The sequence below is a fragment of the Stenotrophomonas sp. 10N36 genome (assembly GCF_056395005.1).
On sequence record NZ_JBFTIS010000002.1, the window covers coordinates 152,316 to 176,740 of the forward strand.

The 24,425-nt window shown below is 68.1% G+C and carries 25 protein-coding genes; 11 read left to right on the plus strand and 14 right to left on the minus strand.

The genetic code is table 11. The features are described from left to right. Nucleotides 1-68: 68 nt before the first annotated feature. On the plus strand, nt 69-638 hold the full coding sequence (locus AC1DCJ_RS04275; protein ID WP_478070198.1) for a DUF3016 domain-containing protein: 570 nt from the start codon (nt 69-71) through the stop codon (nt 636-638). A gap of 31 nt (nt 639-669) precedes the next feature. On the opposite strand, the gene alr is transcribed toward AC1DCJ_RS04275, so the two are convergent. Both alr and AC1DCJ_RS04285 read right to left on the minus strand, forming a co-directional pair. Then, a complete protein-coding gene (gene alr / locus AC1DCJ_RS04280; RefSeq protein ID WP_478070199.1) occupies nt 670-1,746 on the minus strand; it encodes an alanine racemase in 1,077 nt (358 codons plus the stop codon). Then, nucleotides 1,725-3,035, minus strand: coding sequence for a D-amino acid dehydrogenase (locus AC1DCJ_RS04285; RefSeq protein WP_478070200.1), 1,311 nt, complete (start codon nt 3,033-3,035; stop codon nt 1,725-1,727). Before AC1DCJ_RS04285 ends, alr begins: the two co-directional genes overlap by 22 nt. A 149-nt stretch (nt 3,036-3,184) precedes the next feature. Between AC1DCJ_RS04285 and AC1DCJ_RS04290 the strand changes: the two genes are divergently transcribed. After that, nucleotides 3,185-3,664: a winged helix-turn-helix transcriptional regulator gene (locus tag AC1DCJ_RS04290; RefSeq protein ID WP_038690714.1), complete on the plus strand. Its 480-nt coding sequence runs from the start codon at nt 3,185-3,187 to the stop codon at nt 3,662-3,664. Between the two features lie 67 nt (nt 3,665-3,731). On the opposite strand, the gene AC1DCJ_RS04295 is transcribed toward AC1DCJ_RS04290, so the two are convergent. Both AC1DCJ_RS04295 and AC1DCJ_RS04300 read right to left on the minus strand, forming a co-directional pair. Then, nucleotides 3,732-3,899 (minus strand): lana protein, encoded by a 168-nt coding sequence (locus AC1DCJ_RS04295; protein WP_128097454.1) that lies wholly within the window; start codon nt 3,897-3,899, stop codon nt 3,732-3,734. A 170-nt stretch (nt 3,900-4,069) separates the two neighbouring features. Next, nucleotides 4,070-4,486 (minus strand): classical arabinogalactan protein 4, encoded by a 417-nt coding sequence (locus AC1DCJ_RS04300; protein WP_478070201.1) that lies wholly within the window; start codon nt 4,484-4,486, stop codon nt 4,070-4,072. Nucleotides 4,487-4,627: 141 nt separating this feature from the next. Here AC1DCJ_RS04300 and msrB point away from each other — a divergent pair, with 141 nt between their 5' ends. From msrB to AC1DCJ_RS04325, 5 genes are all read left to right on the plus strand, one after another. Beyond that, entirely contained in the window at nt 4,628-5,095 is a 468-nt protein-coding gene (gene msrB, locus AC1DCJ_RS04305) for a peptide-methionine (R)-S-oxide reductase MsrB (protein WP_038690718.1), read from the plus strand. 92 nt (nt 5,096-5,187) lie between these two features. Beyond that, nucleotides 5,188-6,042 carry a flagellar motor stator protein MotA gene (gene motA, locus AC1DCJ_RS04310; RefSeq protein WP_038690720.1) on the plus strand — a complete coding sequence of 285 codons (855 nt, stop codon included), beginning with the start codon at nt 5,188-5,190 and terminating at the stop codon, nt 6,040-6,042. Nucleotides 6,043-6,051: 9 nt separating this feature from the next. Beyond that, nucleotides 6,052-6,996, plus strand: a complete 945-nt coding sequence (motB, locus tag AC1DCJ_RS04315) for a flagellar motor protein MotB (protein ID WP_137191156.1) — start codon at nt 6,052-6,054, stop codon at nt 6,994-6,996. Nucleotides 6,997-7,606: 610 nt separating this feature from the next. After that, complete coding sequence (locus AC1DCJ_RS04320) at nt 7,607-8,128, plus strand: hypothetical protein (protein WP_478070202.1); 522 nt, start codon at nt 7,607-7,609, stop codon at nt 8,126-8,128. Nucleotides 8,129-8,142: 14 nt separating this feature from the next. Continuing rightward, on the plus strand, nt 8,143-8,418 hold the full coding sequence (locus tag AC1DCJ_RS04325; RefSeq protein WP_137191158.1) for a DUF4031 domain-containing protein: 276 nt from the start codon (nt 8,143-8,145) through the stop codon (nt 8,416-8,418). A 164-nt stretch (nt 8,419-8,582) separates the two neighbouring features. Here the strand turns inward: AC1DCJ_RS04325 and AC1DCJ_RS04330 are convergent, their stop codons facing one another. After that, nucleotides 8,583-9,125, minus strand: a complete 543-nt coding sequence (locus AC1DCJ_RS04330; protein ID WP_038692549.1) for a DUF6630 family protein — start codon at nt 9,123-9,125, stop codon at nt 8,583-8,585. 138 nt (nt 9,126-9,263) lie between these two features. Between AC1DCJ_RS04330 and AC1DCJ_RS04335 the strand changes: the two genes are divergently transcribed. Further along, a complete protein-coding gene (locus AC1DCJ_RS04335) occupies nt 9,264-9,512 on the plus strand; it encodes a DUF3297 family protein (RefSeq protein ID WP_137191159.1) in 249 nt (82 codons plus the stop codon). 139 nt (nt 9,513-9,651) lie between these two features. Here AC1DCJ_RS04335 and AC1DCJ_RS04340 read toward each other — a convergent pair whose 3' ends face one another. The 4 genes from AC1DCJ_RS04340 to AC1DCJ_RS04355 form a co-directional block, all read right to left on the minus strand. Further along, nucleotides 9,652-11,295, minus strand: a complete 1,644-nt coding sequence (locus tag AC1DCJ_RS04340) for a Na+/H+ antiporter (RefSeq protein WP_038690730.1) — start codon at nt 11,293-11,295, stop codon at nt 9,652-9,654. 110 nt (nt 11,296-11,405) lie between these two features. Beyond that, nucleotides 11,406-12,056, minus strand: a complete 651-nt coding sequence (locus AC1DCJ_RS04345; protein WP_478070203.1) for an alpha/beta hydrolase — start codon at nt 12,054-12,056, stop codon at nt 11,406-11,408. Beyond that, nucleotides 12,053-12,847, minus strand: a complete 795-nt coding sequence (locus AC1DCJ_RS04350; protein ID WP_141058522.1) for a dioxygenase family protein — start codon at nt 12,845-12,847, stop codon at nt 12,053-12,055. Before AC1DCJ_RS04350 ends, AC1DCJ_RS04345 begins: the two co-directional genes overlap by 4 nt. Before the next feature lie 37 nt (nt 12,848-12,884). Further along, a complete protein-coding gene (locus tag AC1DCJ_RS04355; protein WP_137191163.1) occupies nt 12,885-13,295 on the minus strand; it encodes a DoxX family protein in 411 nt (136 codons plus the stop codon). Nucleotides 13,296-13,391: 96 nt separating this feature from the next. On the opposite strand from AC1DCJ_RS04355, the gene AC1DCJ_RS04360 reads away from it, so the two are divergent. Then, on the plus strand, nt 13,392-14,273 hold the full coding sequence (locus AC1DCJ_RS04360) for a LysR family transcriptional regulator (protein WP_314402927.1): 882 nt from the start codon (nt 13,392-13,394) through the stop codon (nt 14,271-14,273). A gap of 151 nt (nt 14,274-14,424) precedes the next feature. On the opposite strand, the gene AC1DCJ_RS04365 is transcribed toward AC1DCJ_RS04360, so the two are convergent. Next, complete coding sequence (locus tag AC1DCJ_RS04365; RefSeq protein WP_478070204.1) at nt 14,425-17,376, minus strand: bifunctional diguanylate cyclase/phosphodiesterase; 2,952 nt, start codon at nt 17,374-17,376, stop codon at nt 14,425-14,427. 297 nt (nt 17,377-17,673) lie between these two features. Between AC1DCJ_RS04365 and AC1DCJ_RS04370 the strand changes: the two genes are divergently transcribed. Next, nucleotides 17,674-19,794: a M13 family metallopeptidase gene (locus tag AC1DCJ_RS04370; RefSeq protein ID WP_038690742.1), complete on the plus strand. Its 2,121-nt coding sequence runs from the start codon at nt 17,674-17,676 to the stop codon at nt 19,792-19,794. Nucleotides 19,795-20,006: 212 nt separating this feature from the next. Here the strand turns inward: AC1DCJ_RS04370 and AC1DCJ_RS04375 are convergent, their stop codons facing one another. Beyond that, nucleotides 20,007-20,930: an oxygenase MpaB family protein gene (locus AC1DCJ_RS04375; protein ID WP_478070205.1), complete on the minus strand. Its 924-nt coding sequence runs from the start codon at nt 20,928-20,930 to the stop codon at nt 20,007-20,009. A 309-nt stretch (nt 20,931-21,239) separates the two neighbouring features. Between AC1DCJ_RS04375 and AC1DCJ_RS04380 the strand changes: the two genes are divergently transcribed. Then, a complete protein-coding gene (locus AC1DCJ_RS04380; protein ID WP_038692551.1) occupies nt 21,240-21,854 on the plus strand; it encodes a hypothetical protein in 615 nt (204 codons plus the stop codon). 39 nt (nt 21,855-21,893) lie between these two features. Here the strand turns inward: AC1DCJ_RS04380 and AC1DCJ_RS04385 are convergent, their stop codons facing one another. From AC1DCJ_RS04385 to AC1DCJ_RS04395, 3 genes are read right to left on the minus strand one after another with little or no spacing between them, the layout of a single operon-like run. After that, nucleotides 21,894-22,238: a hypothetical protein gene (locus AC1DCJ_RS04385; protein WP_478070206.1), complete on the minus strand. Its 345-nt coding sequence runs from the start codon at nt 22,236-22,238 to the stop codon at nt 21,894-21,896. Between the two features lie 33 nt (nt 22,239-22,271). Beyond that, nucleotides 22,272-23,045: a LytR/AlgR family response regulator transcription factor gene (locus AC1DCJ_RS04390; RefSeq protein ID WP_313246033.1), complete on the minus strand. Its 774-nt coding sequence runs from the start codon at nt 23,043-23,045 to the stop codon at nt 22,272-22,274. Next, complete coding sequence (locus AC1DCJ_RS04395) at nt 23,035-24,294, minus strand: sensor histidine kinase (RefSeq protein ID WP_038692555.1); 1,260 nt, start codon at nt 24,292-24,294, stop codon at nt 23,035-23,037. The genes AC1DCJ_RS04390 and AC1DCJ_RS04395 overlap by 11 nt, the downstream gene beginning before the upstream one ends. Nucleotides 24,295-24,425 lie beyond the last annotated feature (131 nt).

Consider the following 24,425-nt stretch of genomic DNA (forward strand, 5'->3'; position numbering starts at 1 on the left):
GTCCCACCGGGTGATCAGGATCACACTGAAACCCTGATCCCGTCTGTGATCGTGATCGAGGAGTCGTCATGAACCGCAAACCGTTGGTGGCCGGTCTGTTGACCTGCCTGTTGGTGATCGGCAGCGCGACCGCCGCTGGGCCCCGTACCGTGACCGACCCCCAAGCGCCCCGCGCCTTGAGCGGCGATGGCCCGGTCAAGGTGTCGTGGACCGACCCGGCCCAGTTCACCGAGATCCGGCAAAGCACCAACCGCTTCGAAGCCCAGCGCGGCAACTGGGTCCAGCTGCTGGCCACCTACGTCCAGACCAGCGCCGGCAAGCAGCTGCAGCCGGGGCAGACGCTGGATGTGACCCTGACCGACATCAAGCGCGCCGGTGACTACGAGCCGTGGCACGGGCCGCGCGGCAACGATATCCGCATCCTGCGCGACATCTACCCGCCGCGGATCGCGCTGACCTTCACCCTGACCGATGCCCAGGGCCAGGTGCTGGCGCAGGGCGAGCGCAAGCTGTCCGACAGCGGCTACCTGCACAATATCGGCCTGCAACGCGATACCGACCCGCTGCGCTATGAGAAGCGGCTGGTGGATGACTGGGTCCGCCGCGACCTGCGCAGCGACGCCACCGCCAGCCGCTGACGGTGGCGCCACGCCGGGCGTGGCACCCCTCTCAGCCGCCCAGGTGTTGGTGCGGTACCCGCTTGACCGCGCACGGCAGCTGATAGGCGCTGACCCCGCACAGCGGCGCCAGCACATCCAGCCGCGGTGACTCACCCCACAGGGTCACCGTGCTGCCTATCCCGGCGTCGGGCAGGTCGGTCAGGTCCACGGTGAGCATGTCCATCGAGACCCGGCCGATCAGCGTGCCGGGCTGCCCGTCGATCTGCACCGGGGTGCCATTCGGGGCGAACTGCGGGTAGCCGTCGGCATACCCCAGGGCGACCACGCCCACCCGGGTGGGCCGCTGCGCGACGAACCGCGCGCCATAGCCCACCGGTTCGCCGATGCCGATCTCACGCACGGCGAAGACTTTTGACTGCATGGTCATCACCGGGCGCAGCCGCTCGGTGAGCACCGAATGGGTGGGCAGCGGGTTGGCGCCGTACAGCATCAGCCCCGGGCGCACCCAATCGCTGCGGACGTCCGGCCAGCCCAGCAGGGCCGGTGAATTGCACAGGCTGGTCTCACCGGCCAGGCCGTCGATGGTGGCGGCGAACAGGTCGGCCTGCTCGCGGGTGCGCAGGCTGTCCAGCTCGTCGGCGCGGGCCATGTGGCTCATCAGCACCATCGGCGCCACCTGCGGCAGCGCGCTCAGGCGGGCGTGCGCGGCGCGGAAGTCGGCCGGCGACAGCCCCAGGCGGTGCATGCCGCTGTCCAGCTTCAACCAGATCTTCAGCAGGGCGGTGGTCTGGAAGGCCAACACTGCCTCCACCTGCCACGGCGCGCCCACGGCGAACCACAGGTCGTGCTGCACGATCAGCGGCAGCTCGTCGGCGTCGAAGAAACCTTCCAGCAGCACGATCGGCGTGGTGATGCCGGCCTGGCGCAGTTCCAGCGCCTCTTCGATGCAGGCCACGCCAAACGCGTCGGCCTGACCCTGCAGCGCACGCGCGCAGGCAACGGCACCGTGGCCGTAAGCATCGGCCTTGATGGCCGCCAGGGTCTTGCGACCGCCGCCCAGTTCACGGGCAAGCTGGAAATTGGCGCGCAACGCGTCCAGGTCAATCAACGCGCGGGCTGGGCGCATGCTTTGGGCTCACTATGAACAACGGATGCGGCCGTGTGGCCGTAGCGGAAGATATCCAGGCCTTCGGTACTGATCTGCGGCTGCCGCGCTCTCATCAGGTCGGCCAGGTAACGGCCCGAACCGCAGGCCATGGTCCACCCCAGCGTGCCGTGGCCGGTGTTGAGGAACAGGTTGCGGTACGGGGTGGCGCCGATCACCGGGGTGCCATCGGGCGTGGCCGGGCGCAGGCCGGTCCAGAACTCGGCGCGCGACAGGTCGCCGCCGTCCGGGTACAGGTCGCCCACCACTTTTTCCAGGGTGGCGCGGCGGCGCGGCGACAGCGACAGGTCGAACCCGCCCACTTCGGCCATGCCGCCCACGCGGATGCGGTCATCGAACCGGGTCACCGCCACCTTGTAGCTCTCGTCCAGGATGGTCGAGGTGGGGGCCATGGCCGGATTGGTGATCGGCAGGGTCAGCGAGTAGCCCTTGAGCGGGTAGACCGGCAGGCGCAGGCCGAGCGGATCCACCAGCGACGGCGAATAGCTGCCCAGCGCGACCACGTAGCGGTCCGCCGTTTCCAGCGTGCCGTCGATGCGCACGCCGGTGATGCGGTCGCCGTCGGTCTGCAGGCCGGCGATGTCCTGGTCGAAGCGGAACTCGACGCCGGCGTCCAGGCACATCTGCGCCAGGCGCCGGGTGAACAGCTGGCAGTCGCCGGTCTGGTCGCGCGGCAACCACAGCGCGCCGACCAGTTTGTCGGCCACCCCGGCCAGGGCCGGCTCGTGGGCGATGATGCCGTCGCGGTCGAGCACCTTGTAGGGCACCCCGTACTGGGCCAGTACTTCGATGTCCTGCGCGGAGGCGTCCAGCTGCTGCTGGGTGCGGAACAGCTGGGTGGTGCCCAGGTCGCGGCCTTCGAATTCGATACCGGTCTGCTGGCGCAGCTCGTTCAGGCAGTCGCGGCTGTACTCGGACATGCGCACCATGCGCGCCTTGTTGATGGCATAGCGCTCATGGGTGCAGTTGCGCAGCATCTGCGCCAGCCACAGGTACTGGCGCCAGTCCAGGCCGGGGCGGATGGCCAGCGGCGCATGTTCGGAGAACAGCCACTTGACCGCCTTGAGCGGCACGCCCGGCGCGGCCCACGGCGAGGTGTAGCCGAACGACAGCTGGCCGGCGTTGGCGAAACTGGTTTCCAGCGCCGGACCGGGCTGGCGGTCCACGACCGTGACTTCAAACCCGGCCTGCCGCAGGTACCAGGCACTGGTGGTGCCGATGACGCCGCTGCCAAGGACTAGAACGCGCATGTAGCTTCTCCGACCCGATCATTCCCTGCACTGGAGCGTGCCGGGACCATAATTGCGGAAGTATATTCCGGCCAAACCAAGCTTTTGCCCTGTTTTTAGGAGCAACGACAGGATATTGTCGCGCCAACCCCCATGCCTGGATGACGCCGATGGCCGTGCGCCCCCGCGAACTGGACAAGATCGACCGCAAGATCCTGCGCATCCTGCAGGACGAAGGCCGCATTTCCTTTACCGAACTGGGCGAACGGGTGGGCCTGTCGACCACGCCCTGCACCGAACGGGTGCGGCGACTGGAACGCGATGGGGCCATCACCGGCTACTACGCCAAGCTCGACCCGCACTACCTCAAGGCCAGCCTGCTGGTGTTCGTGGAGATCAGCCTGGCCTACAAATCTGGCGACATCTTCGAGGAGTTCCGCCGCGCGGCCCTGAAGCTGCCCAACGTGCTGGAGTGCCACCTGGTGTCGGGCGATTTCGACTACCTGCTCAAGGCGCGCATCAGCGAGATGGCGTCGTACCGCAAGCTGCTCGGCAGCACCCTGCTGACCCTGCCGCACGTGCGCGAATCCAAGAGCTACATCGTGATGGAAGAGGTGAAGGAAACGCTGACCCTGCCGATCCCGGATTGAACAGGGCCATTGAATGCAGAAGGCGGCGCGCTTGCGCGCACCGCCTGTGGTCATGCAATCCCGCGCGTCAGCGCTGTTGTTTGGAATCGGGGTGACGCTGGTCCGGCTGCTTGCCCTTCTGGTTCTGCTGGTCCCACTGTTGCTGGTTCTGCTGTCCGGCCTTCTGGTGCTGTTGCTGACTGCCCTGCTGTTCCTGCGGCATCTTGCCGCCTTTCTGGTTCTGCTGGTTGGTCATGATTGCACTCTTCTGGAAAACCCTTCGGAATACGCCGCGTTCCGGCGCACGCAAAGGGTCGCGCGAAAACGGTTAAACACAGGCGAAAAAGCGGTGAGATGGCGCGTTGATGCAGCTGACTGTGCGGCGTGGTTTGTGCACCGTTCATGCGCTGCGCCAGTGCACGCCGCTTACGGTCGGATCTGCTGCCCATCGCCACTGGGAATGGCGTCGTAGTACTTGCCGGTGCGGGTATCGAGCACCCGGTTCGGTCCCACCTGCTTGGCCCCGGGAATGATCCGCCCGTGGCGGTCATACACCTTGGGCTGCAGGGTGGGGCTCTGGATCGGCTGCGTCGGGCCGGTACCCCGGGCCTCGATGGGATGGCTGCGCAGTTGCTGCTGGACCTGGCTGTTGGATTTCACCGGCGCCATCTGCCCGGACAGGCTGTCCACCGGCGCGGGGCGCACCGGAGTAGGCAGCGGCGTTGGCGGCGCCACCACCACCGGGCGGGTCGCGGTGGGACTGGGCGGCGGACCGATCTGGGCCATGCCGATGGCCGGCAGCATCAGGCCCAGCGCAGTGGCAAAGCGGACGAGGCGGGACATGGCAGGCTCCGGCGGGGTGGGTTACTGCACCTTGCACCCACGCACGTATCAGCACCATGAACGGGCCTGGATCGCCGGGGCGTCGGCTTGAAGCCCGCCATCCCGGCCCAATCTTGAACCCACCCCCGCGAGGAACCGCCGATGACCGCCTTCGATCTCTCTCCCCCCAGCGACGCCCAGCGCGACGCCCTGGTGGCCGGCCTCAGCGCCGACGAACGCCGCGTGCTGCTCCAGCACGGCACCGAAGCGCCGTTCTGCGGCGTGTTCCTGGACAACAAGCAGGACGGCGTCTACGGCTGCCGCCTGTGCGGGCTGCCACTGTTCCGGTCCAGCACCAAGTTTGACTCCGGCACCGGCTGGCCCAGCTTCTTCGCCCCGTTCGACCCGGCCCACGTGCGCGAGATCCGCGACATCAGCCACGGCATGGTCCGCACGGAAATCGTCTGCGCGCGGTGTGACAGCCATCTCGGCCATGTGTTCCCCGATGGTCCGCCGCCGACCCACGAGCGGCACTGCCTGAACTCGGTCTCGCTGTCGTTCACCCCGAACGGACAGGCGTATCCGGATCTGCTGCAGCGCGGCGGAGCCGAGGCCCAGCCGGCCGGCTGAATCTGCAAAAGTGTGACATTGAGCGAACGGTCCCCTTCAGAAAACCGGGAACGGGGCCGACATGGAGGTATCCCCTACTCCGCGCCGGCCCCATGCTCATCATCGTTGGATTCCTCATCGTCATCATCAGCGTGCTCGGCGGCTACATCGGCGCGCACGGCAAGCTGGCTGCCTTATGGCAGCCCTATGAGCTGGTCATCATCGGCGGCGCGGCACTGGGCGCGTTCCTGGTCGGCACCCCGTTCAAGACCGTCAAGCAGACCCTGAAGGCCACCGTGGGCGTGTTCAAGGGCCCGGCCTACAAGCAGCAGGACTACATCGACGTCCTGAGCCTGCTCTACGAACTGCTCAACAAGGCCCGCCGCGAGGGCTTCATGGCGCTGGAAGACCATGTGGAGCGCCCGGCCGAAAGCAGCATCTTCGCCAACTACCCCAAGGTGCAGGCCGACCACCACCTGGTCGACTTCATCACCGACTGCCTGCGCCTGATGATCGGCAGCAACATCGAGCCGCACGAGCTGGAGCCGCTGCTGGAGCTGGAGCTGGAAAAGCACCATGCCGAAGCGATGCAGCCCTCGGCGGTGCTCAACAAGGTGTCCGACGGCCTGCCCGGTTTCGGCATCGTGGCCGCGGTGCTGGGCATCGTGATCACCATGGGCTCGATCGGCGGGGAAATCACCGAAGTGGGCGCGCACGTGGCCGGCGCGCTGGTCGGCACCTTCCTGGGCATCCTGCTGGCCTACGGCTTCGTCAGCCCGCTGGCCGCGGCGGTGGAAGCGCGCGCCGAGCAGGACAGCCGCATCTATGAGTCGGTGAAGACCGCGCTGCTGGCCTGCCTGCGGGGCTACAACCCGAAGATCGCGCTGGAGTTCGCCCGCAAGACCCTGCCCTCGAACGTGCGCCCGGGCTTCAGCGCCTTCGAGCAGCACCTGAAGACGGTCAAGTAAGGCACCGCCATGGCCGAGAACAAACCCACCGTCATCGTCCGCCGGGTCAAGAAGGCCGGCCACGCTGCCCACCATGGCGGCGCCTGGAAAGTGGCCTACGCCGACTTCGTCACCGCGATGATGGCGTTCTTTCTGGTGCTGTGGCTGATGGCAGCCACCACCAAGCCCGAGCGCGCGGCCATTTCCGAGTACTTCCGCAACCCCAGCCCGCTGGTCGGGCAGAGCTCCACCCCGGCGCCCGGCATGGCCGGCCCGGGCGGGGCCAGCACCTCGATGATCAAGCTGGGCGGCGCCACCGATATCTCGCGCGGCAACAGCAACGACCCGTTCCAGGCCCAGCAGACCGCCAAGCCGATCCCGCAGACCGAACGCGAGCGCGAGCAGCAGCAGCTGGAAGCGCTGAAACGGGAGCTGGAAGAGGCGATCAGCAAGAGCCAGGCGCTGGAGCCGTTCAAGGACCAGCTGCTGCTGGACCTGACCCCGGAAGGCCTGCGCATCCAGATCGTGGACAAGCAGAACCGCCCGATGTTCGACATGGGCAGCGCGGCGCTCAAGCCGTACACCCGCGAGATCCTGCGCGAGCTGTCGCAGTTCATCAACCACGTGCCGAACCGGATCAGCATCACCGGCCATACCGACACCACCGCCTACAACGCGGTGCACGGCTACAGCAACTGGGAGCTCAGCGCCGACCGCGCCAACGCCGCCCGGCGTGCGTTGCTGGACGGTGGCATGACCGAAGAGAAGGTGACCCGGGTGGTCGGCCTGTCCTCCTCGGTGCTGTTCGACAAGGCCCAGCCGGACAACCCGATCAACCGCCGCATCAGCATCGTCGTGATGACCAAGGCGGCCGAAGCGGCGGCCCTGGCCGGTGCCGGACAGGAAGTCGCGTTGTCGCCCACCGCCGGCGACGCCGACATCCACGCCGCCCAGGCCCCGGCGGCGACGCCCTGACCGGGGGAGCCGGTCGGGCGGGTCGATCAGACGCCCGCCCGACCGGATGTTGCGGGCGCCCCGCCCTGGTGACGCCCGCACGCCCGGACGATGGACGCGCCCTGCCTTGGTGACGCCCGCACGCCCGGACGATGACCGCGCCACGGCCTGCGCCACGCCCTGGTAGGGTCGCGCCCCAGCCGACTGCACGCGGATTGGCAACGTTCGATGTGGGCATGACCTCCAACGGAACGGCCGTTTCCGGACGCCATGTCGTTGAAGGTCATGCGTTCCCGGACGTGGACGGGCGACCGGCAGTCGGTTGGGACCCGACCCTACCGCGGCTGGGCCGAACGGACGGCAGACCGATAAGACCCCCGGACGACCGGAAAATGCTCGCGAAACGCCCCGTTGACGCCGGCCCTACCGAACGATGCGCGCGCCAGGGCCTGGTGACGCCCGCGTAATCGGACGACGACCGCGTCACGCCACGCCCTGGTAGGGTCGCGCCCCAGCCGACTGCACGCGGGTTGGCACCGTTCGGTATCGGCATGACCCTCAACGGAATGGCCGACGTCTGCGGCCAACCCCCATTACAATGGGGTCTTTCCACGTACAGATAGATCCCACCATGTCCAAGCAGTCCAAGGCCAAGCGCGACAAGCGCAAGAAGCTGCAGCCCAAGCGCCCGATCAACCGCCTCAACGCCCAGCAGCAGGTGCAGAACCACGCCGTGCTGACCAACGAAGAGGGCCAGGTCGTGGCCGCGATCGGCCTGCAGGGCACCGAATGGCTGCTGGCCATCGGCGGCCAGACCATGGGCAACGCCGACAATCCGATCCCGATGCTGGCCATGCTCAAGCACCTGTCCAACGTGCAGGAAAAGGAAGGCCGCAAGGTCAACCTGGAATACTCGAGCCAGCTGCAGCAGCTGATCGACGACCTCGCCGCCGACGAAGGCAAGACCGCCGACGAGTACCTGACCCAGCTGGTGTCCGAGTTTGAAGGCGTGGAGGGCGAAGAAGGCGAAGACGCCGAAGACGCCGAAACCGCTGCCGACGCCAGCGAAGAGGCCCCGGTGGCAGACGAGGCCGGCACCGATGCCGCCGCCGACGCCACCCCGGCCGCCAGCGACGACAAGCCGCAGGCCTGAGCCACGGCCACCCGGTGACGGTCTATATCGACGATGCGGTCCACCCCTGGCGCGGCGAGCGCTGGGCGCATCTGATGGCCGACACCCTGCCCGAGCTGCACGCCATGGCGGCGCAGCTCGGGATTCCCCGGCGGGCGTTCCAGAACCGCCCCAGCGGCGCGCATTACGACGTCCCCGCCCCGCTGCGCCTTCAGGCGATAGAACGCGGCGCACAGGCCATCTCGCGGCACACCGACCGCGCGCTGGTCAAAGCCGTCATCGCCAACGCGCGCACTCAATACCTGCCGTAGGCAGGTATTGAGTGCGCGCGTTGCGCCCCACGCCTTGCTACGCAAGCCGCGGGCCCCTGTGACGTGCCCCCATACCCCCGCCGCGTCGCGGCCGCCCCCTGACTCAGGGGGCTCTCCTCTCCAGACAGGCGCCGCTGGCCCGCACGGTCAACCCGCAGCACGCATCAGAACGGGTCCGACCCCGGCCGCACTTCCACGCCCAACAGCGAGCACAACGCCAGCATGGCGTCATCGTCGCGGTTGAGCGCCATCCAGCCGGCCAGGCCGCCATTGCCCGTATCCACGCTCCACAGCGCGTAGTTGTGCTCGCGCAGGCGGTCGTGCGCGGTGGCCATCAGCGCCGGTGCATCGGTGGCGGCCGCGAAATCCTCATCGTCCAGGTCGCCACCCCAGTCCAGCTGCAGGTTCCAGCGCGCCGCCAGCTCATTGATCGCCGACACCAGCGCATCGGGATCCTCACGGTCCACCTCGAACCCCGACTGCCAGGCAATGGCGGCCATCAGCGGCGGCAGCCAGTCGGCTTCCTCGTCGATCTCCTCGCCGCTTTCCAGCAGCGCCTCGCGCCAGCGGTTGAACTGCTGCAGCGCCAGCTCGTCATCGCCCGGGTTGATCAGCACGAACAGGTTCCAGATCCGCGCCTCGAAGTCGTCTTCGTCGAAATCGCGCTCGTCTTCTTCGAAGTCGAAATAATCGCTGTTGTCAGGCATGACCGGTATTTCCTTGAGGCAGGCGGGCATTCTGCCGTGCAGCGGCGTTGGCAGGAAGCGAAATTCGGCGTGGGCTGCGCCGCGGTTTATCCTGTGCGCCTGGAAGATGGCCGTGGTGGCCATCACAACTGAATGCCCATGAGCGATACCCCTCCCGATCACCTGGCGATCAACCCGACCAGCCCCTTCCACGATGCCGCCGCCCTGGAGCGCGGGGTGGGCATCCGTTTCAACGAAGTCGAGCGCGACAACGTTGAAGAGTATTCGGTCAGCGAAGGCTGGATCCGCGTGCAGGCCGGCAAGGCCCGCGACCGCCGTGGCAACCCGATGACCATCAAGATCAAGGGCACCGTGGTGGCGTATTACCTGGACCAGAAGCCGGCGTAATCGGTCAACCGACCAACGGTCGGTTGCCACCGTGCATTTCAACCGACCAACGGTCGGTTGCTACCGTGCATTCCGACCGATCAACGGTCGGTGGGCGTATCGGCACGGGGTAGGGCCCGACCGTTGGTCGGGCCACGGTTCAATCGCGTTGCCGGGTTTCCAGCAGGTCCAGGTTGCGGATCAGCTTGCGCGAGACCTCGTCGGAAATGGTGCCGCGCCGGGTCAACCGGAACAGTTCCTCGCGCTCGGCGGTCAGCCCGGCGCCACGCAGCTGGCGGTAGCCCTGCTCCATGCGCTGCACCTTTTCCGGGTCCGCATCCGGGCCGTCGTCCTTCTCAAGATTGCGCTGGTACAGCAGGCTCACCCGTGAGGCGGCGTCGTTGTAGAGCTGCACGTTCTCGGTGGTCTGGTTCTGCACCAGCTGCTGGCGCATGCGTTCCACCCCGGCCAGCGCCGCTTTGGAGGCCAGCCGCCGGGCCAGGTCCTCGGCCTTCCGCTCGCCCGAATCGGCCGGCAACTCCAGCCCCTTGAGCAACCGCGGCAACGCCACGCTGGCGCCCACCAGCGACACCAGGATCACCGCCGCCGCCAGGAAGATCACCAGATCGCGCGCCGGGAAGGCGCTGCCATCGGGCAGGAACAGCGGCAGGGTGAGCACGCCGGCCAGGGTGATCGCACCGCGCACACCGGCCACCGAGGTGGCCACCACGATCCGCCACGACGTGCCCGGTCGCGCTTCACCGCGGTGGCGCGCCCGCAGCACGCTCCAGCGCAGCGACAGCCACACCCAGGCCAGGCGCAGCAGCACCAGCGCCAGGTTGATCACCACCACGTACACCAGCAGCCACCACGCGCTGTGATGGCCGCTCTCGCTGACTGTCTTGATCGCACGCTCGACGATGCCCGGCAGCTGCTCGCCCAGCAGCACGAACATGATGCCGTTGAAGCTGAACTGCAGCATTCCCCACACGGCCGCGCGCTGCACGCGCATGCTGCCCGACACCCGGCCGGTGAGCTCGACGTAGCTCATGGTGATGCCCGCCGCCACCGCGGCCAGAATGCCCGACGCGTTGGCCTCTTCCGCCAGCAGGTAAGCAGCGAACGGAATCAGCAGGTTGACCAGCAGCGCTGCACCGGGCTCCTCGCCGAAGCGCCGCCACAGCCAGCGCTGGAAGGTCGACACGCCCAGGGTGACGGCCGCGCCGATCGCCACGCCGGCCAGCGCCACCCACAGGAAGGTGAGCGATGCGGTGGCCAGCGAGAAGCTGCCGGTCATCACCGCCGCGACAGCAAAGCGGAAGCAGACCAGGCCGGACGCATCGTTCAACAGCGACTCGCCTTCCAGGATGTGCATCAGCCGCTTGGGAATGGGCGCGCGCGCGGCGATCGACCCCACCGCCACCGGGTCGGTGGGCGAGATGATCGCCGCCAGCGCGAAGGCCACCGCCAGCGGCATCACCGGAATCATCCAGTGGATCAGGAAGCCGGCACCGATCACGGTGAACACCACCAGACCGAACGCCAGCTCCAGAATCACGCCCTTGTCGCGGAACAGGCCCTGCTTGGGAATGCGCCAGCCGTCCAGGAACAGCAGCGGCGGCAGGAACAGCAGGAAGAACATCTCCGGTTCCAGCGCGTGGCCACGGTTGAACACCCCGGCAATGACCGCGCCCAGGCCGATCTGCACCAACGGCAGCGGCAACGACAGCGGCAACACCCGGACCAGGTAGCCGCTGGCGACCACGGCCACCAGCATCGCCAGGACGACTTCAATGGTATGCATGCATTTTCCAGTGGACGGCGCGAGGGGGAGGCTGCGGGCAGCCGGGCGCCGGAAACTGCAAAAAAACTACCACACCCATCCGCCTGCGCGAACGCCGGGCCTGCCGCGGCTCAGTGGCCGGACAGCAGCTCGCGCGTGGTCCACGCGTTGAAATCGGCCTGCATCGCAGCCGTCAGCGTGTGGTCGGCCGGGTAGCCGTGCAATGCGTGGTCCACGCCCAGCGCCTGCAGCCGCGCCGCTGCGGCGGTGGCCAGCGCGAACGGCAGCTTGCTATCGTGCTCACCGTGCAGAATCAACCCGCGCACGCCACGCGTGGCGATATCGGCGGGAATGTGCGGTGCGATCTCGGGCAGGATCCGCCCGGACAGGATCGCGAACCGGCCTGCCACCTGCGGCGCGGTGAGCGCCACGCTGGCACTCATGATGCCGCCCTGGCTGAAGCCGGCCACCAGCGTGTGCGCGGCATCCACGCCATGCCGTGCCTGCAGCGCGCGCACGTAATCGATGAGCAGCAGACGGCTGGCCTCGGCCTGCGCCGGGTCGATCACCGGCCCCTGCGCGCCGAACTGCACGGTGAACCAGCCGAACGCATCCGGCCCGAACGCCAGCGGCGCGCGCGGCAGCACCACCTGCAGGCGCTTATCCAGCCCGTCCGCCAGTGCCTGCAGCGAACGCTCGTTGCTGCCCACGCCATGCAGCAGCACCACCAGCCCGTGCACCGGGCCGGTGGCGGGGCGCACCACGGCATGCAGCGTGCTCATGCCGCGGCCCCGTCGAAGCGGTAGATGTCCATCGCCAGGAACCCCGCATCTATACCCGCATCGATGCGCTGCGCACCCAGCGTGTCACTCCCGGCAGCGCCCATGGCCACATGCAGCGGCTGCAGGTGCTCGTCGGTGGGGTGCGCCTGCGCGGCGTGCGGTGCGCGGGCACGGTAGTCGAGCAGCGCGGCGGTGTCGTCCTCCTGCAGGCGCTGTTCGACCCAGCCGATGAAGGGCCGCACGTACGGCGCTTCCTTGCCGTCCTGGTAATTGCCCCAGTCGTGCAGGTTGTGGGTGATGCTGCCCGAGCCAATCACCAGCACGCCCTGCTCGCGCAGCGGTGCCAGTGCGCGCCCCAGCGCGAACTGGTGGGCTGGCCCCAACAGCGGCTGGATCGCCAGCGGCACCACCGGAATGTCGGCCTGCGGGTACAGGAAGCGCAGCGGCACCCAGGCGCCGTGGTCGAGGCCGCGGTTGCGGTCCAGCGCGGTCGGCAGCCCGGCCGCCGCCAGCCGCGCGGCGATCTCGTCGGCCAGGGCCGGGTCGCCCGGGGCCGGGTACTGCAGGTCGAACAGCGCCTGCGGGAAGCCGCCAAAATCGTGGATGGTGGGCGGTTGCGCGTGCGCGCCCACTGCCGGCTGGTGGGTCAGCCAGTGCGCCGAGGCCATCACGATGGCGCGCGGGCGCGGCAACTGCGCGGCCAGCGCCGCGAGGCGTTCGCCGACCAGACCGGGGTGGAGCGCGGTCATCGGCGAACCATGGGAGATGTACAGCGAAGGCAGACGGGACATCACAGGCTCCAAAGAAGGATCAACGACGGTGCGGTGCTCAGCGCGAGGCGAGCGTCCACTTGCCGTCGCCGATGCAGAACAGCACCAGCAGCGCCAGCGCCCAGAACGCCGGGTATTCCCAGCCGCCCCCGGCATTGGCGAAGCTGAAACCGTTGGCCCCGTGCACGCTCACGATGGTGCCCAGCAGCAGCGGCACGCCCAGCAGCCCCACCCACCGCGCGTACACGCCCAGCAGCAGCGCCGCGGCAAGGGTCAGCTCCAGCACGAGGGCGACGTAACCGAGGGCGCCGGGCAAACCCAGCGACTGGAAGTACGCCGCGGTACCGGCCGGGGTGAATACCAGGAGCTTGGTCAGGCCATGGACCAGGAACAGCACGCCCAGGCCCCAACGCAGCAGAGTGGCGCCGACAGGGGCGAGCGCGGAAACACGGAGAGCGGTGGTAGGCATGGGACACCTCGCGGACTAGGATGGCGACAGGTTATTGCGCTCGGCCGCGGCGATAAATACGATCAGACGGCGCTGTTTATTACAGGATCTGAAACAATGGATACCCTCGACGCGATGCGTGTGTTCGTGGCGGTGGTGGAACGCAACGGCTTCAGCGCGGCCGCCCAGGCCTTGGATATGTCCACCGCCGGGGTTACCCGGCAGATCGCCGCGCTGGAAAAGCGCCTGTCCACGCGCCTGCTCAACCGCACCACGCGCCGGGTAAGCCCCACCAGCACCGGCGCGGCCTACTACGCGCAATGCGTGCAGCTGCTGGCCCAGTTCGACGCACTGGAAGCGGGCATCGGCGCCCAGGCGCTGGAACCGTCGGGGCTGCTGCGGGTCAATGCCCCGGTCAGCTACGGCATCGCCCGGCTGGGACCGCTGCTGGCCGGCTACCGCGCGCGCTACCCGCAGGTGCAGCTGGACCTGTCGCTGTCCGACCGCTTGGTGGACATGGTGGAAGAAGGCTACGACGTGGCCATCCGCATCACCCGCCAACCCAACCCGGCGCTGATCGCACGCAAGCTGGCCGACACCCACATCACCCTGTGTGCCGCCCCTGCCTACCTGGACGCCCATGGCCGCCCGCAACAGCCCGACGACCTGTCCAGCCACGAATGCCTGGGCTACAGCTACTGGGGCGGCGGCGACAGCTGGCAACTGCGCGGCCCGCGCGGCGAGGTGTCGGTGCCGGTGCACGGCGGACTGCGCGCCAACAATGGCGACGTGCTGCGCGAGGCCGCGTTGGCCGGCATGGGCATCATCCTGCAGCCGGACTTCCTGGTTGCCGACGCGCTGGCCGACGGCCGCCTGGAACGCCTGCTGCCGGAGTGGGAGATCGCGCCGATCAGCATTTTCGCCGTCTACACCAGCCGCAACCATCTGGCCCCGAAGGTGCGCAGCTTCATCGATTATCTGGTGGAGGCGTTGGGGTGACGGCGGGCGTTTGCGTGTAGAGCAGCCGGGCAGAGCCCGGCTCTACGGGGTGCGGCCGCCGAAAATGCGCATCGTTTGCTGGCAGCCGGGCAGAGCCCGGCGCTACGGGCTTGGTAATGCGTAGCGCCGGGCTCTGCCCGGCTGCCTTGCATCAGGTGGCCTCGGCGGTTTCCAACCGCGCGATCACCTCGACCAGCGGCGAGGGGCGGCCCAGCAGGTAGCCCTGCACCTGGTCGCAGCCGTGCGCGGCCAGCCACTGATGCTGGCCCGGCGTTTCCACGCCCTCGGCGATCACCGTCAGCCCCATGCTGTGCCCCAGCGACAGCAGCGCGCGGCAGATCGATGCATTGCGCGGATTGGTTTCCACGTCGGAAACGAAACTGCGGTCGATCTTCAGGATGTCCAGCGGCAGGTGCTGCAGGTAGGACATGTTGGAATACCCGGTGCCGAAGTCGTCCAGCGAAATACACACGCCCTGCTCGTGCAGCCGCTGCATCGTCTGCTTGGCCTGGGCCGGCTTGCGCATCAGGCTGCTCTCGGTCAGCTCCACCTGCAACGCCCCGCGCTCCAGCCCGAACTCCTGCGTTGCCCGTGCGAATTCGGCCACCAGGTCGCTGTTGAAGAACTGCACCGCCGACACGTTCACCGCGATCGGCAACGGCCAGCCTGCATCGGCCAACCGCCGCTGCGCCTGCGCCGCCGCCCGGATCACCCAGCGCCCCAACGCCAGGATCAACCCGGTGTCTTCGCACAACTGGATGAACTCGCCCGGCGGAATGAAACTGCCATCGGCCTGCGGCCAGCGCAGCAACGCCTCCAACGCCGCCGGCGTACCGTCGCTGGCGTGGCAGATCGGCTGGTAGTACAGCTCGAACTCGGTGTCGATCGCGCTGTGGATGCGCCCGGCCAGGCGCAGCCGCTCGGCCAGCCGCGAACTCACCGTGGTGTCGAACCAGGCAATCACACTGCCCTCGTCACGCGCGGCGTGCGCGGCCTGTGCGGCCATGCCGATCAGCTGTTCGGCCGGCACGTTGTCACCGTCGAACTTCACCGCCACGCCGATCCGCGGCTCGAACTGGTGCAGCCAGTCCTGCCCGCGCACCGGCTCCGATACCGTCTGCACCAGCGTATCCAGCGCCGTCTGGCGCTCGTGGTCATCGCGGATGGCGAAGATGAAATCTTCCGCCGGCTGGAAGGCCAGCAGGCCATAGCGCGTGCCCAGCCCGCCCAGGCGCTTGGCCATCGCCTGCAGCACCACATCGCCCACTTCGCGGCCCAGCGTATCGGCCACCAGCTGCAGCCCGCGGAACTGCACGTAGGCGATGGTGTAGCCGCCGCCTTCCTCGTCCAGCTGCGCGGCCAGCGCGCGCGTGTTGAGCAGGCCGGTGGCCGGGTTGTGGGTGGCGTGGTACGCCAGGTCACGCTCGTAGGCCAGCCGCTCGCTGATGTCTTCGGCCAGCACCAGGCAGGCCTGGCGCCCGTCGAAATCCAGCCGCGACAGATGCGCGCGCACCTCGAACAGGGTGCCGTCCTTGCGCCGGTGCACGCGTACCTGCGCGTCCTGGGCATCGCCGATGGTGGCGCGCGAAATCGCGCCGCGGATTTCGTCCCAGCCTTCGCGCGGGCGGATATCCAGGATGCTCATCGACAGGAACTCGTCGCGGCTGTAGCCGTACTGCTTCACCGCCGCCTCGTTGACCTCCATGAAGCGCAGCGTGTCCGGGTCGAACACCCAGAACGGGGCGGGATTGCGGTCGAACAGTAGCCGGAACTGACGCTCGGCCTGCTGCACGCGGGCCAGCGCCTGCACGCGTTCGCTCACATCGGTGAGCGCGCCGATCATGTGCCGCTGCCGGTCCGCCACCGCCACCCGCTGGCCGCGCGCCGACACCCAGCGCACCGTGCCACCGGGCAGCACCACCCGGAACATTTCATCCAGCACGCCGTTACCGGCGAACGCGCTGTCGAAGGCCAGCTGCATGCGCTCGGCATCCTCGCGGTGCACCCGCGCGAAGAACGCGGCCACCGGCAGGCTTTCGGTCTCGATGCCGAAGATCTCCCGCGCCAGCGGCGACCAGCGCAGCTGCGAGGCGTCCTCGTCCACGTACCAGGTACACACCTTGCCCACCTGGTGGGCCATCAACAGCTCGGCGTGGCCGGTGCGCAGCTCCTCGGTGAGTGCATCCTGGCTGCGGGTGGCACGGCGCACGCTCACAAACACCAGCGCGAACACACCCCAGTACACCAGGTACAGCACCACCGACGCCTGCACGTAGGGCCACCACGGGGCCAGCACATCCGCGCGGCCCAACCCGGCGTATACCGCGATGGGGTACTGGCCCAGGGTGGTGAGCGTGGAAATCCGCTCGATGTTGTCGATGGCGCTGGATTCAACCCCCAGCGGGACCACAGCGTCGCGGCGCAGCATCTCGCGCCTGCCCAGCCCGAAGCGTTGCCCGGTGAGGCCCACGGTGTCCGGGCTGCGCGCCAGCACGTAGCCCTGCGCATCGGTGATCGAGATGACGCCCTGGTCACCGGTGTCCATGCCGCCGATGATCGATTGCAGCTCACTAGTGTGCAGCCGGCTCAGCAGCCAGCGGTCGTCACCCATGCGCAAGGCCAGCGGCAGCACCCAGCGCTGCGCATTGCGTTGCTGCGGCGGCCCCAGGTAGAGGCGGCTGTCGCTGCCACGATTGGTATCCACGGCCCAGAGCGGCAGGTACAGGTCGCCGCTGCCACTGGTGAGTGCGCGGCCGTACTGGTCCACCACCACGATGCTGTCCAGCTCGGCATGCCGCTGCAGCACCCCGCCGATGGCGTCGTCCAGCAGGTCCGGCGCCTGCGTCGGGACGCGCTCGAACAGCAATGCGCCGTCCTCGGCGATGCCCAGCATGGCCCGTTCCAGGTTGCGCAGCTCCAGCCGCAGCAGGCGCTGCGCACCGGTGGCCAGCGCCGCGCTCTGGCGCTGTGCGGCTTCCTGGCGGCGCTGGTAATCGTTGGCCAGCGTTAACGCCAGCCCAACGGCCAGCAGCACGCCCAGGCTCACGCCCAGCCACACGATGGTACGTAAAGGCCGTGCCAAAGCGCGGTTCAACGCGGGCATTGCCGACCTCTCCCGCTGCAATGGGCTGACTTCATGCGTAAACGCTTCCTGGTTTCCCCAAACCTGAGCGGCCGAAGCCCGGGATTCTTGACCTCTGCGTCGCCCCGCCGTGCCTGCACGTGGCCGCCCCCGAATCCTGTGTGCCAGCATGCACCAGCGCGTGCGGCACGGGAAGAGCCACGGCAGCGGGCGGCGTGGACAACGGCCACGCTTGGCACAGCCAGGTACGGTTGCAGCGGCAACCCACCCCGTCCCGGGGGGATTAGACTTAGGGTTTCCCCGTTGCCTGAGAAGTCCATGTCCACGCTGCGCCGCCCTACCCTGATGCTTGCCATCGCCGCCAGCCTGTCGCTGGGCCTGAGCGCCTGCGACCGTGAGCCGGCCGCCCCCGTCGCCACCGCGCCGGACAGCCCCGCCGCCGCACCGGCCGCGCCCAAGCCGCAGCTGGGCAGCTTCGGCTTCGACGCCACCGGCATGGACCGCAGCGTCGCCGCCGGTGACGACTTCTTCGGCTTTGCCAACGGCAGCTGGGTGAAGAACACCGAGATCCCGGCCGACCGCTCCAGCTACGGCAGCTTCAATGTCATTGCCGAGAAGACCCTGGCCGACACCCGCGCCATCCTCGAAGGCGCCGCCGCCGATACCAAGGCCAGTGGCGAAGCCAAGCTGATCGGTGACTACTACGCCGCATTCATGGACGAGGCCGGTATCGAGTCCCGCGGTGTAGCTGCGGTGAAGCCGGAACTGGACGCGATCGGCGGCATCGCCGACAAGGCCGCGCTGGCCACCACCCTGGGTGGCACCCTGCGCGCCGACGTCGACCTGCTGAATGCGACCAACTTCTACACCGACCGCCTGTTCGGTGTGTGGGTGTCGGTGGACCTGCTGCAGCCGGACCGCAACGCGCCGTACCTGGTGCAGGGTGGCCTGGGCCTGCCCGACCGCGACTTCTACCTGCAGGGCGGCCGCATGGCCGAGCTGCGCAAGCAGTACCAGGCCTACATCGCCCAGGTGCTGCAGCTGGCCGGCGTTGCCGACCCGGCGGCCAAGGCACAGCGCATCCTGGCGCTGGAGACCAAGATCGCCCAGGCCCACGCCACCCAGGAAGAAACCAATGACGTGGCCAAGGGCGCCAATGCCTGGAAGCAGGCCGACCTGAACGCCAAGGCGCCGGGCATGGACTGGGCCGCGTTCCTGGCCGGTGCCAAGCTGGGCGAGCAGCAGGACTTCATCGTGTGGCAGCCCAAGGCCGTGGCCGGCATCTCGCGCCTGGTGGCCACCGAGCCGCTGGATGTGTGGAAGGACTACTTGGCCTTCCACGCGCTGGACCGTGCCGCGCCGTACCTGCCCAAGACTTTCGCCGATGCGCGCTTCGCCTTCCACGGCACCACCTTGAACGGCACCCCGCAGCAGAGCGAACGCTGGAAGCGCGCGGTGGATGACAGCAACCACGCCGTCGGCGAGGCCATCGGCAAGCTGTATGTGGAACGCCACTTCGACCCGGCCACCAAGGCCCGCGCCGATGAGATGGCCAAGAACATCATCGCCGCCTTCGCCAAGCGCATCGACGCGCTGGCGTGGATGTCGCCGCAGACCAAGGCACACGCCAAGGCCAAGGTGGCGGGGCTGACCGTGGGCATGGGCTACCCGGATACCTGGCGCGACTACAGCGGGCTGGAGATCAAGCGCGACGACGCACTGGGCAATGCCGAGCGCGCCGAGCAGTTCGAGTACCAGCGCAACATCGCCAAGCTGGGCAAGCCGGTCGACCACGGCGAGTGGGCGATGCTGCCGCAGACCATCAATGCGATGAACGTACCGCTGGAAAACCGCCTGGTGTTCCCGGCCGCGATCCTGCAGCCGCCGTTCTTCGATGGTGCTGCCGACGACGCGGTGAACTACGGCGCGATCGGTGCGGTGATCGGCCATGAGATCAGCCACGGCTTCGACAATGCCGGTGCGCTGTTCGATGAAACCGGCAAGCTGCACAACTGGTGGACGGCCGATGACCTGAAGAAGTTCAACGCCGCCGGCGACGCGCTGGCCGCGCAGTTCAGCAGCTACCAGCCGTTCCCGGGCGTGTCGGTCAACGGCCGCCTGACCCTGGGCGAGAACATCGCCGACGTGGCCGGCCTGGCCACCGCCTACGACGCCTACCAGCTGTCGCTGCAGGGCAAGCCGGGCCAGACCCTGGAAGGCTTCAGCCCCGACCAGCGGTTCTTCCTGGGCTTTGCCCAGGCCTGGCGCAGCAAGGCGCGCGAGCAGGCCCTGCGCAACTCGCTGCTGACCAACGTGCACGCACCGGGCCAGTTCCGCGCGCTCACCGTGCGCAACCTGGACGCGTGGTACCCGGCGTTCGAGGTCAAGGAAGGCCAGAAGCTGTACCTGGCGCCGGACAAGCGGGTCAAGGTGTGGTGATCGGTTTCACCGCGCGACGGTGACACCTGAAAACGGGCGCTTCGGCGCCCGTTTTCGCGTCTGGGGGCGCGGTGAACAGCCGGCGCGCATCGGCGTGGTGTTGAACGCCCGGTAGAGCCGACCGTTGGTCGGCTGCCCTCCGCGACACCCCACGCACACCCGCACGCCAATCCGGGCCGTGCGGCGATGGCGCAGCCGACCAACGGTCGGCTCTACGGGGGAGGCCACTCGGTCAGCACGCTGGCTGGCAGGCCCATCCGTGCGCAGGCGCGCGGGGCCAGGCCGTCCTGCAATGCGCGCCGGAACAGCGGCGTCATCGCGCGCAGCACGCGGGCCGAGGTGCGTGCCTGCGCGCGTTGCATTGCCGTGCGTTCCAGCATCGCCTCGGCCCAGTCCGGCAACAACGCCGCACCCGCGCCCAGGAACAGCTCACGCGACAATCCGGCCATCGGCACCGGCAGGCGGATGCCCGACAACACCCCCAGCACTTCGCGCGAGCGCGCATCGAACCGAAGCTGCGGCAGCTGCCGGGCGAAGTACGCGTCCACCTCCGCTTCGGACGCGGGCACCTGGGTGGCGCCCAGTGCCTCGGCCACGCGCTTGTATTCGCGGTAATACTGGTCGGCCACCGCGCCGGGCACCTCGCGGCAGTAGCGCCGGCACCCCTGCAGGAAACCGTAGGCCTCGGTCACGTGGACCCAGGTGAGCAGGGCCGGATCATCGGCTGAATACGCGCGTCCGTCGGCACTGTGCCCGCGCACCTGCGCGTGAATGCGCGTGACCTTGGCCACCAGCGCATCCACCTCCGCACTGGGGGCATAGGTGGTGCCGGCCACGAAGGCGGTGGTGCGACGCAGCCGCCCGACCAGGTCGTCGCGGAAGTTGGAGTGGTCGTACACCCCGGCCAGGGCCAGCGGGTGCAGGGTCTGCAGCATCAAGGCGCACAGGCCGCCGGCGAGCATCCCGGGGAATTCCGAATGCACGCGCCAGGTTGCGCTGTGCGGCCCGAACCAGCCCGGGTCTCCCTGCGGGTGGTCGTACTCGATGCCGCTTTGGCCGCGGGGGAAGGCGCCCAGCACCCAGCGCCGGATGGGCGCGGTGACAGGCTGGGAAAGACGGTGCAGCAACGGCGGCATCTCGGGGGTCCAATCGGGCGAAGGCGACGGCAGTCTGCGCGGTCGGGGTCGATTCTGGCCGATCCCGGAGTCCCCGGGGAGCTCCTGCGCTTAACCGGCGTTCGATGTGCAGGTGCAGCATGATTTTACCTGCGACATCTTGTCGCACGCTGCGATGGCGATGATGCACCGCATCAGGCCACCCGCATTCAGAAATATCAGCCCGGTGGCTTCGCATTTCCCCCATTGCACGACCCGCTGGAAGTGCTAGAACTGAATCCGCCTCACGTTCGTCCAATGCGCTGCCGCACGTTCCAGAAGGAGCACGTCATGATCGCTTTGTTCAAGGGTTTGGGTTTGCTGTTGCAGGACAACGAGCTGTACAACAGCCCGTTCGAAAAACAGGTCGCGCATTGGCGTAACAAGAGCGAGCAGCAGATCCGCGAGGAAGTGGCGGTGCTGGCCAAGGCCAAGGGCCAGTGGCTGATGGCCTCGATCGTCGGCTGGCAGGCCGCTTCGCTGCTGATCCTGGGCCTGATCTCCAACTACCTGTGGAAGGACGATTTCCATATCACCTTCACCCGCGTGGTGATCGTGTTCGGCTCGTGGATTTCCATCCTGTTCGTGATCTGGTTCATGGCCAACATGTTCGACCATACCGCCGGCTTCGAGCGCTGGATGAAGGCCTTCAACAGCCGCGCCCGCATCACCTCCGACGCCGACAGCGTCGAATGCGTGGCCGAAGCGCTGGACATGGCCCAGCACTATCCCGACGTGCTGGACTACAAGCAGGCCGTTACCGCGCGCCGCGAGCTTCGCCACGAAGACATCCGCATCATGCGCGAGATCGGGCGGATGCAGCAGCACACCGAGCTGGTGGGCCAGCTCAACCATGTGGGCGAGCAGGACAACCGCAGCAACCTGCACCTGCAACCCGCATTCTGACCAACCCGGAAAGTGGGGGGAGCCACAATGCCACCGTGATCACTCACGGTGGCATTGTTCTTTGGGCTGCTCGCTGACGCACTGGTTGAAGCCGGCGGGCAGCCCGGCCATCTGTTCGGTCTTGCCTACCGCCACCGCCAGCCGGTGCAGCGGCGGTTTGGTGCACGCCGCGTCCTTGCTGCAGGTGGGATCAAGCAGCAGGTAGTGGCAGGTTCCACTGCTGCTGGCGATGCACTCGAAGTGCGCCACGCCGTCCGCCAGGGTGCTCTTGCTGTACAGCGCATCCACGCCGTTGGCACGGATGCGGGTCACCGAGGTGTTGCTGGACTGCTGGCACCCGGCCAGCAGCACTACGGCGATGCACAGGGGCAGGAACGTACGCATGATCACTCCAGGAAAAATGAGGGCCTGCTCCGGCTACATGCCCCGGAACAAGCTCATGAACGGTTGACTGACATTGAGTACTTCGGCCCGGTGTTTCAGACGCAGCTGGCCGCGCCCGGTATCGTCGCGGCTCACCGCCGCCACCGCTTTCATGTTCACGATGGTGGAACGATGCACCTGGCGGAAACGCTGCGGGTCCAGCACGTCCAGCAGCTCGCGCAGCGGCGTGCGCAGCAGGCTTTCACCCTGCTCGGTGACCACGGTGGTGTACTTGCTGTCAGCACGGAAATACAGCACGTCTTCGAGCATGATCAGCTGGGTGTCGCGCCCGTTGCTGGCGGTGATCCAGGCCAGCGGCGGCGCACTGCTGGGCGCGGTGCCGCCCTGCCCCAGCCGCTGCAGCAGCTGCTCCAGCATCGCGTTGTCCGGCCGGCCCTGCTGCATGCGCGCCAGGATGCGCTCACGCGTGGCCAGCAGGCGCTCATCGCTGACCGGCTTGAGCAGGTAGTCCATCGCACCCTGTTCGAAGGCGTCGATGGCGTACTGGTCGTAGGCGGTCACGAACACCACCTGGGTGCGCGGGCTGATCTCGGGCAGCGCGCGCGCCACGTCGATGCCGGTGATGCCGGGCATGCGGATGTCCAGGAAGGCCAGGTCCGGCTTCAACTCGGCCAGCCGTTCCAGCGCGCACGCACCGTCTTCGCATTCGGCCACCAGCCGCAGCTCCGGCCACAGCCGCTGCAGCTGCGCCACCAGCGACTGCCGCAGCAGGTCTTCGTCTTCGGCGATCAGGGCATCAAGCTGCATGGACGGCCTCGCGCGCATCGCGCGGCAGGGTAATGGTGGCGGCGACGCCGCTGGGGAAGTTGGACACGATGGCGACGCCGGCGCGGTCGCCGCAGGTCAGGCGCAGGCGTTCGCGCAGGTTCTTCAGGCCGATGCCGGTGCCGCTGGTGCCCTGGCCGAACCCCAGCCCGTCGTCGGCAACGGTGAGGGTGACATGGTCATCGAAGGCCCGCGCGATGATCCATACCGTGCCGCCACCCGGCTTGGGTTCCAGGCCATGCTTGATGGCGTTTTCCACCAGCGTCTGCAGCGCCATCGACGGCAGCGGCAGGCCGGTCAGTGCCGGCGGCACGTCCACCTGCAGCGCCAGCCGCGCGCCCATGCGGATCTTGAGGATTTCCAGGTAGGCCTGGGTGCGTTCCAGCTCCACGCCCAGCGTGGACATCGACTCCTCCACGCTGGGCAGCGAGCTGCGCAGGTACTGGATGAGATGCCCCAGCATCTGGTCGGCGCGCGGCGGGTCGGTGCGGGTCAGCACCTGCGCGTTGGCCAGCGTGTTGTACAGGAAGTGCGGTTCCACCTGGGCATGCAGAAGGTTGAGCTTGGCCACCGACAGTTCCTTCTCGGTGGCGGTCTGCTCGGCTGCGGCCTGCTCATCGCGGCGCTGCTCGGACACCCGCCGGGTGATGGCGCGGGTAACCGCTTCGGCATTCTCGAAGTTGCTGCCTTCATCCACGGCCAGCAGGTCGGCCCAGACCCCGGCATCGGGTTCGAACAGCAGGGTCACGCTGCTGGTGCCCTGCCCCGGGGTGACCGTGGCCAGCACGCTGTTGCGGCGGATCGCCAGCCGTGCCGGCAGGTTCCAGCGCGAGGGCGGGCGACCGTTGTAGGGATCCACGCGGCGCACGTAGGCGCGCACCTGCAGGCTGCCGGCGGCGCTTTCGATGTCTTCCACGCGGGGCAGCTCGGCGATGGCCTTTTCCAGCAGCGCGAAGGCCGGGCCGGCATCCATCGGCAGTTCGATCTGGCGGCGCTGGCGGCTGGACAGGGTGGTGCCGTCCAGGCGCCCGGCGATCAACCAGACCCGGCGGATGTGGGTGATGCAGCTGCCGATGGCGGTGACCGCCAGGAACATGGCCAGCAGCCCGAAGACCCAACCGGGGCCATCGTCCATGCCGCTGAAGATGCCACTCCAGACGAAGCCGGCCACGATGATGGCGACGGCCCAGGCCAACAGGATGCGAAGGATCAGTGCGAGGCTGGCGAACACGGCGGCGTCTTCACGATGGGATGGGCCGAGCATAGCCCTGCCGCCAGCCAGGACAAGCGGCATGCGACGAAGGCGGGGAATGGGGGGATGAAGCCGGGCTCCGCCCGGATAACGTAACGCCCGGGGTGTCC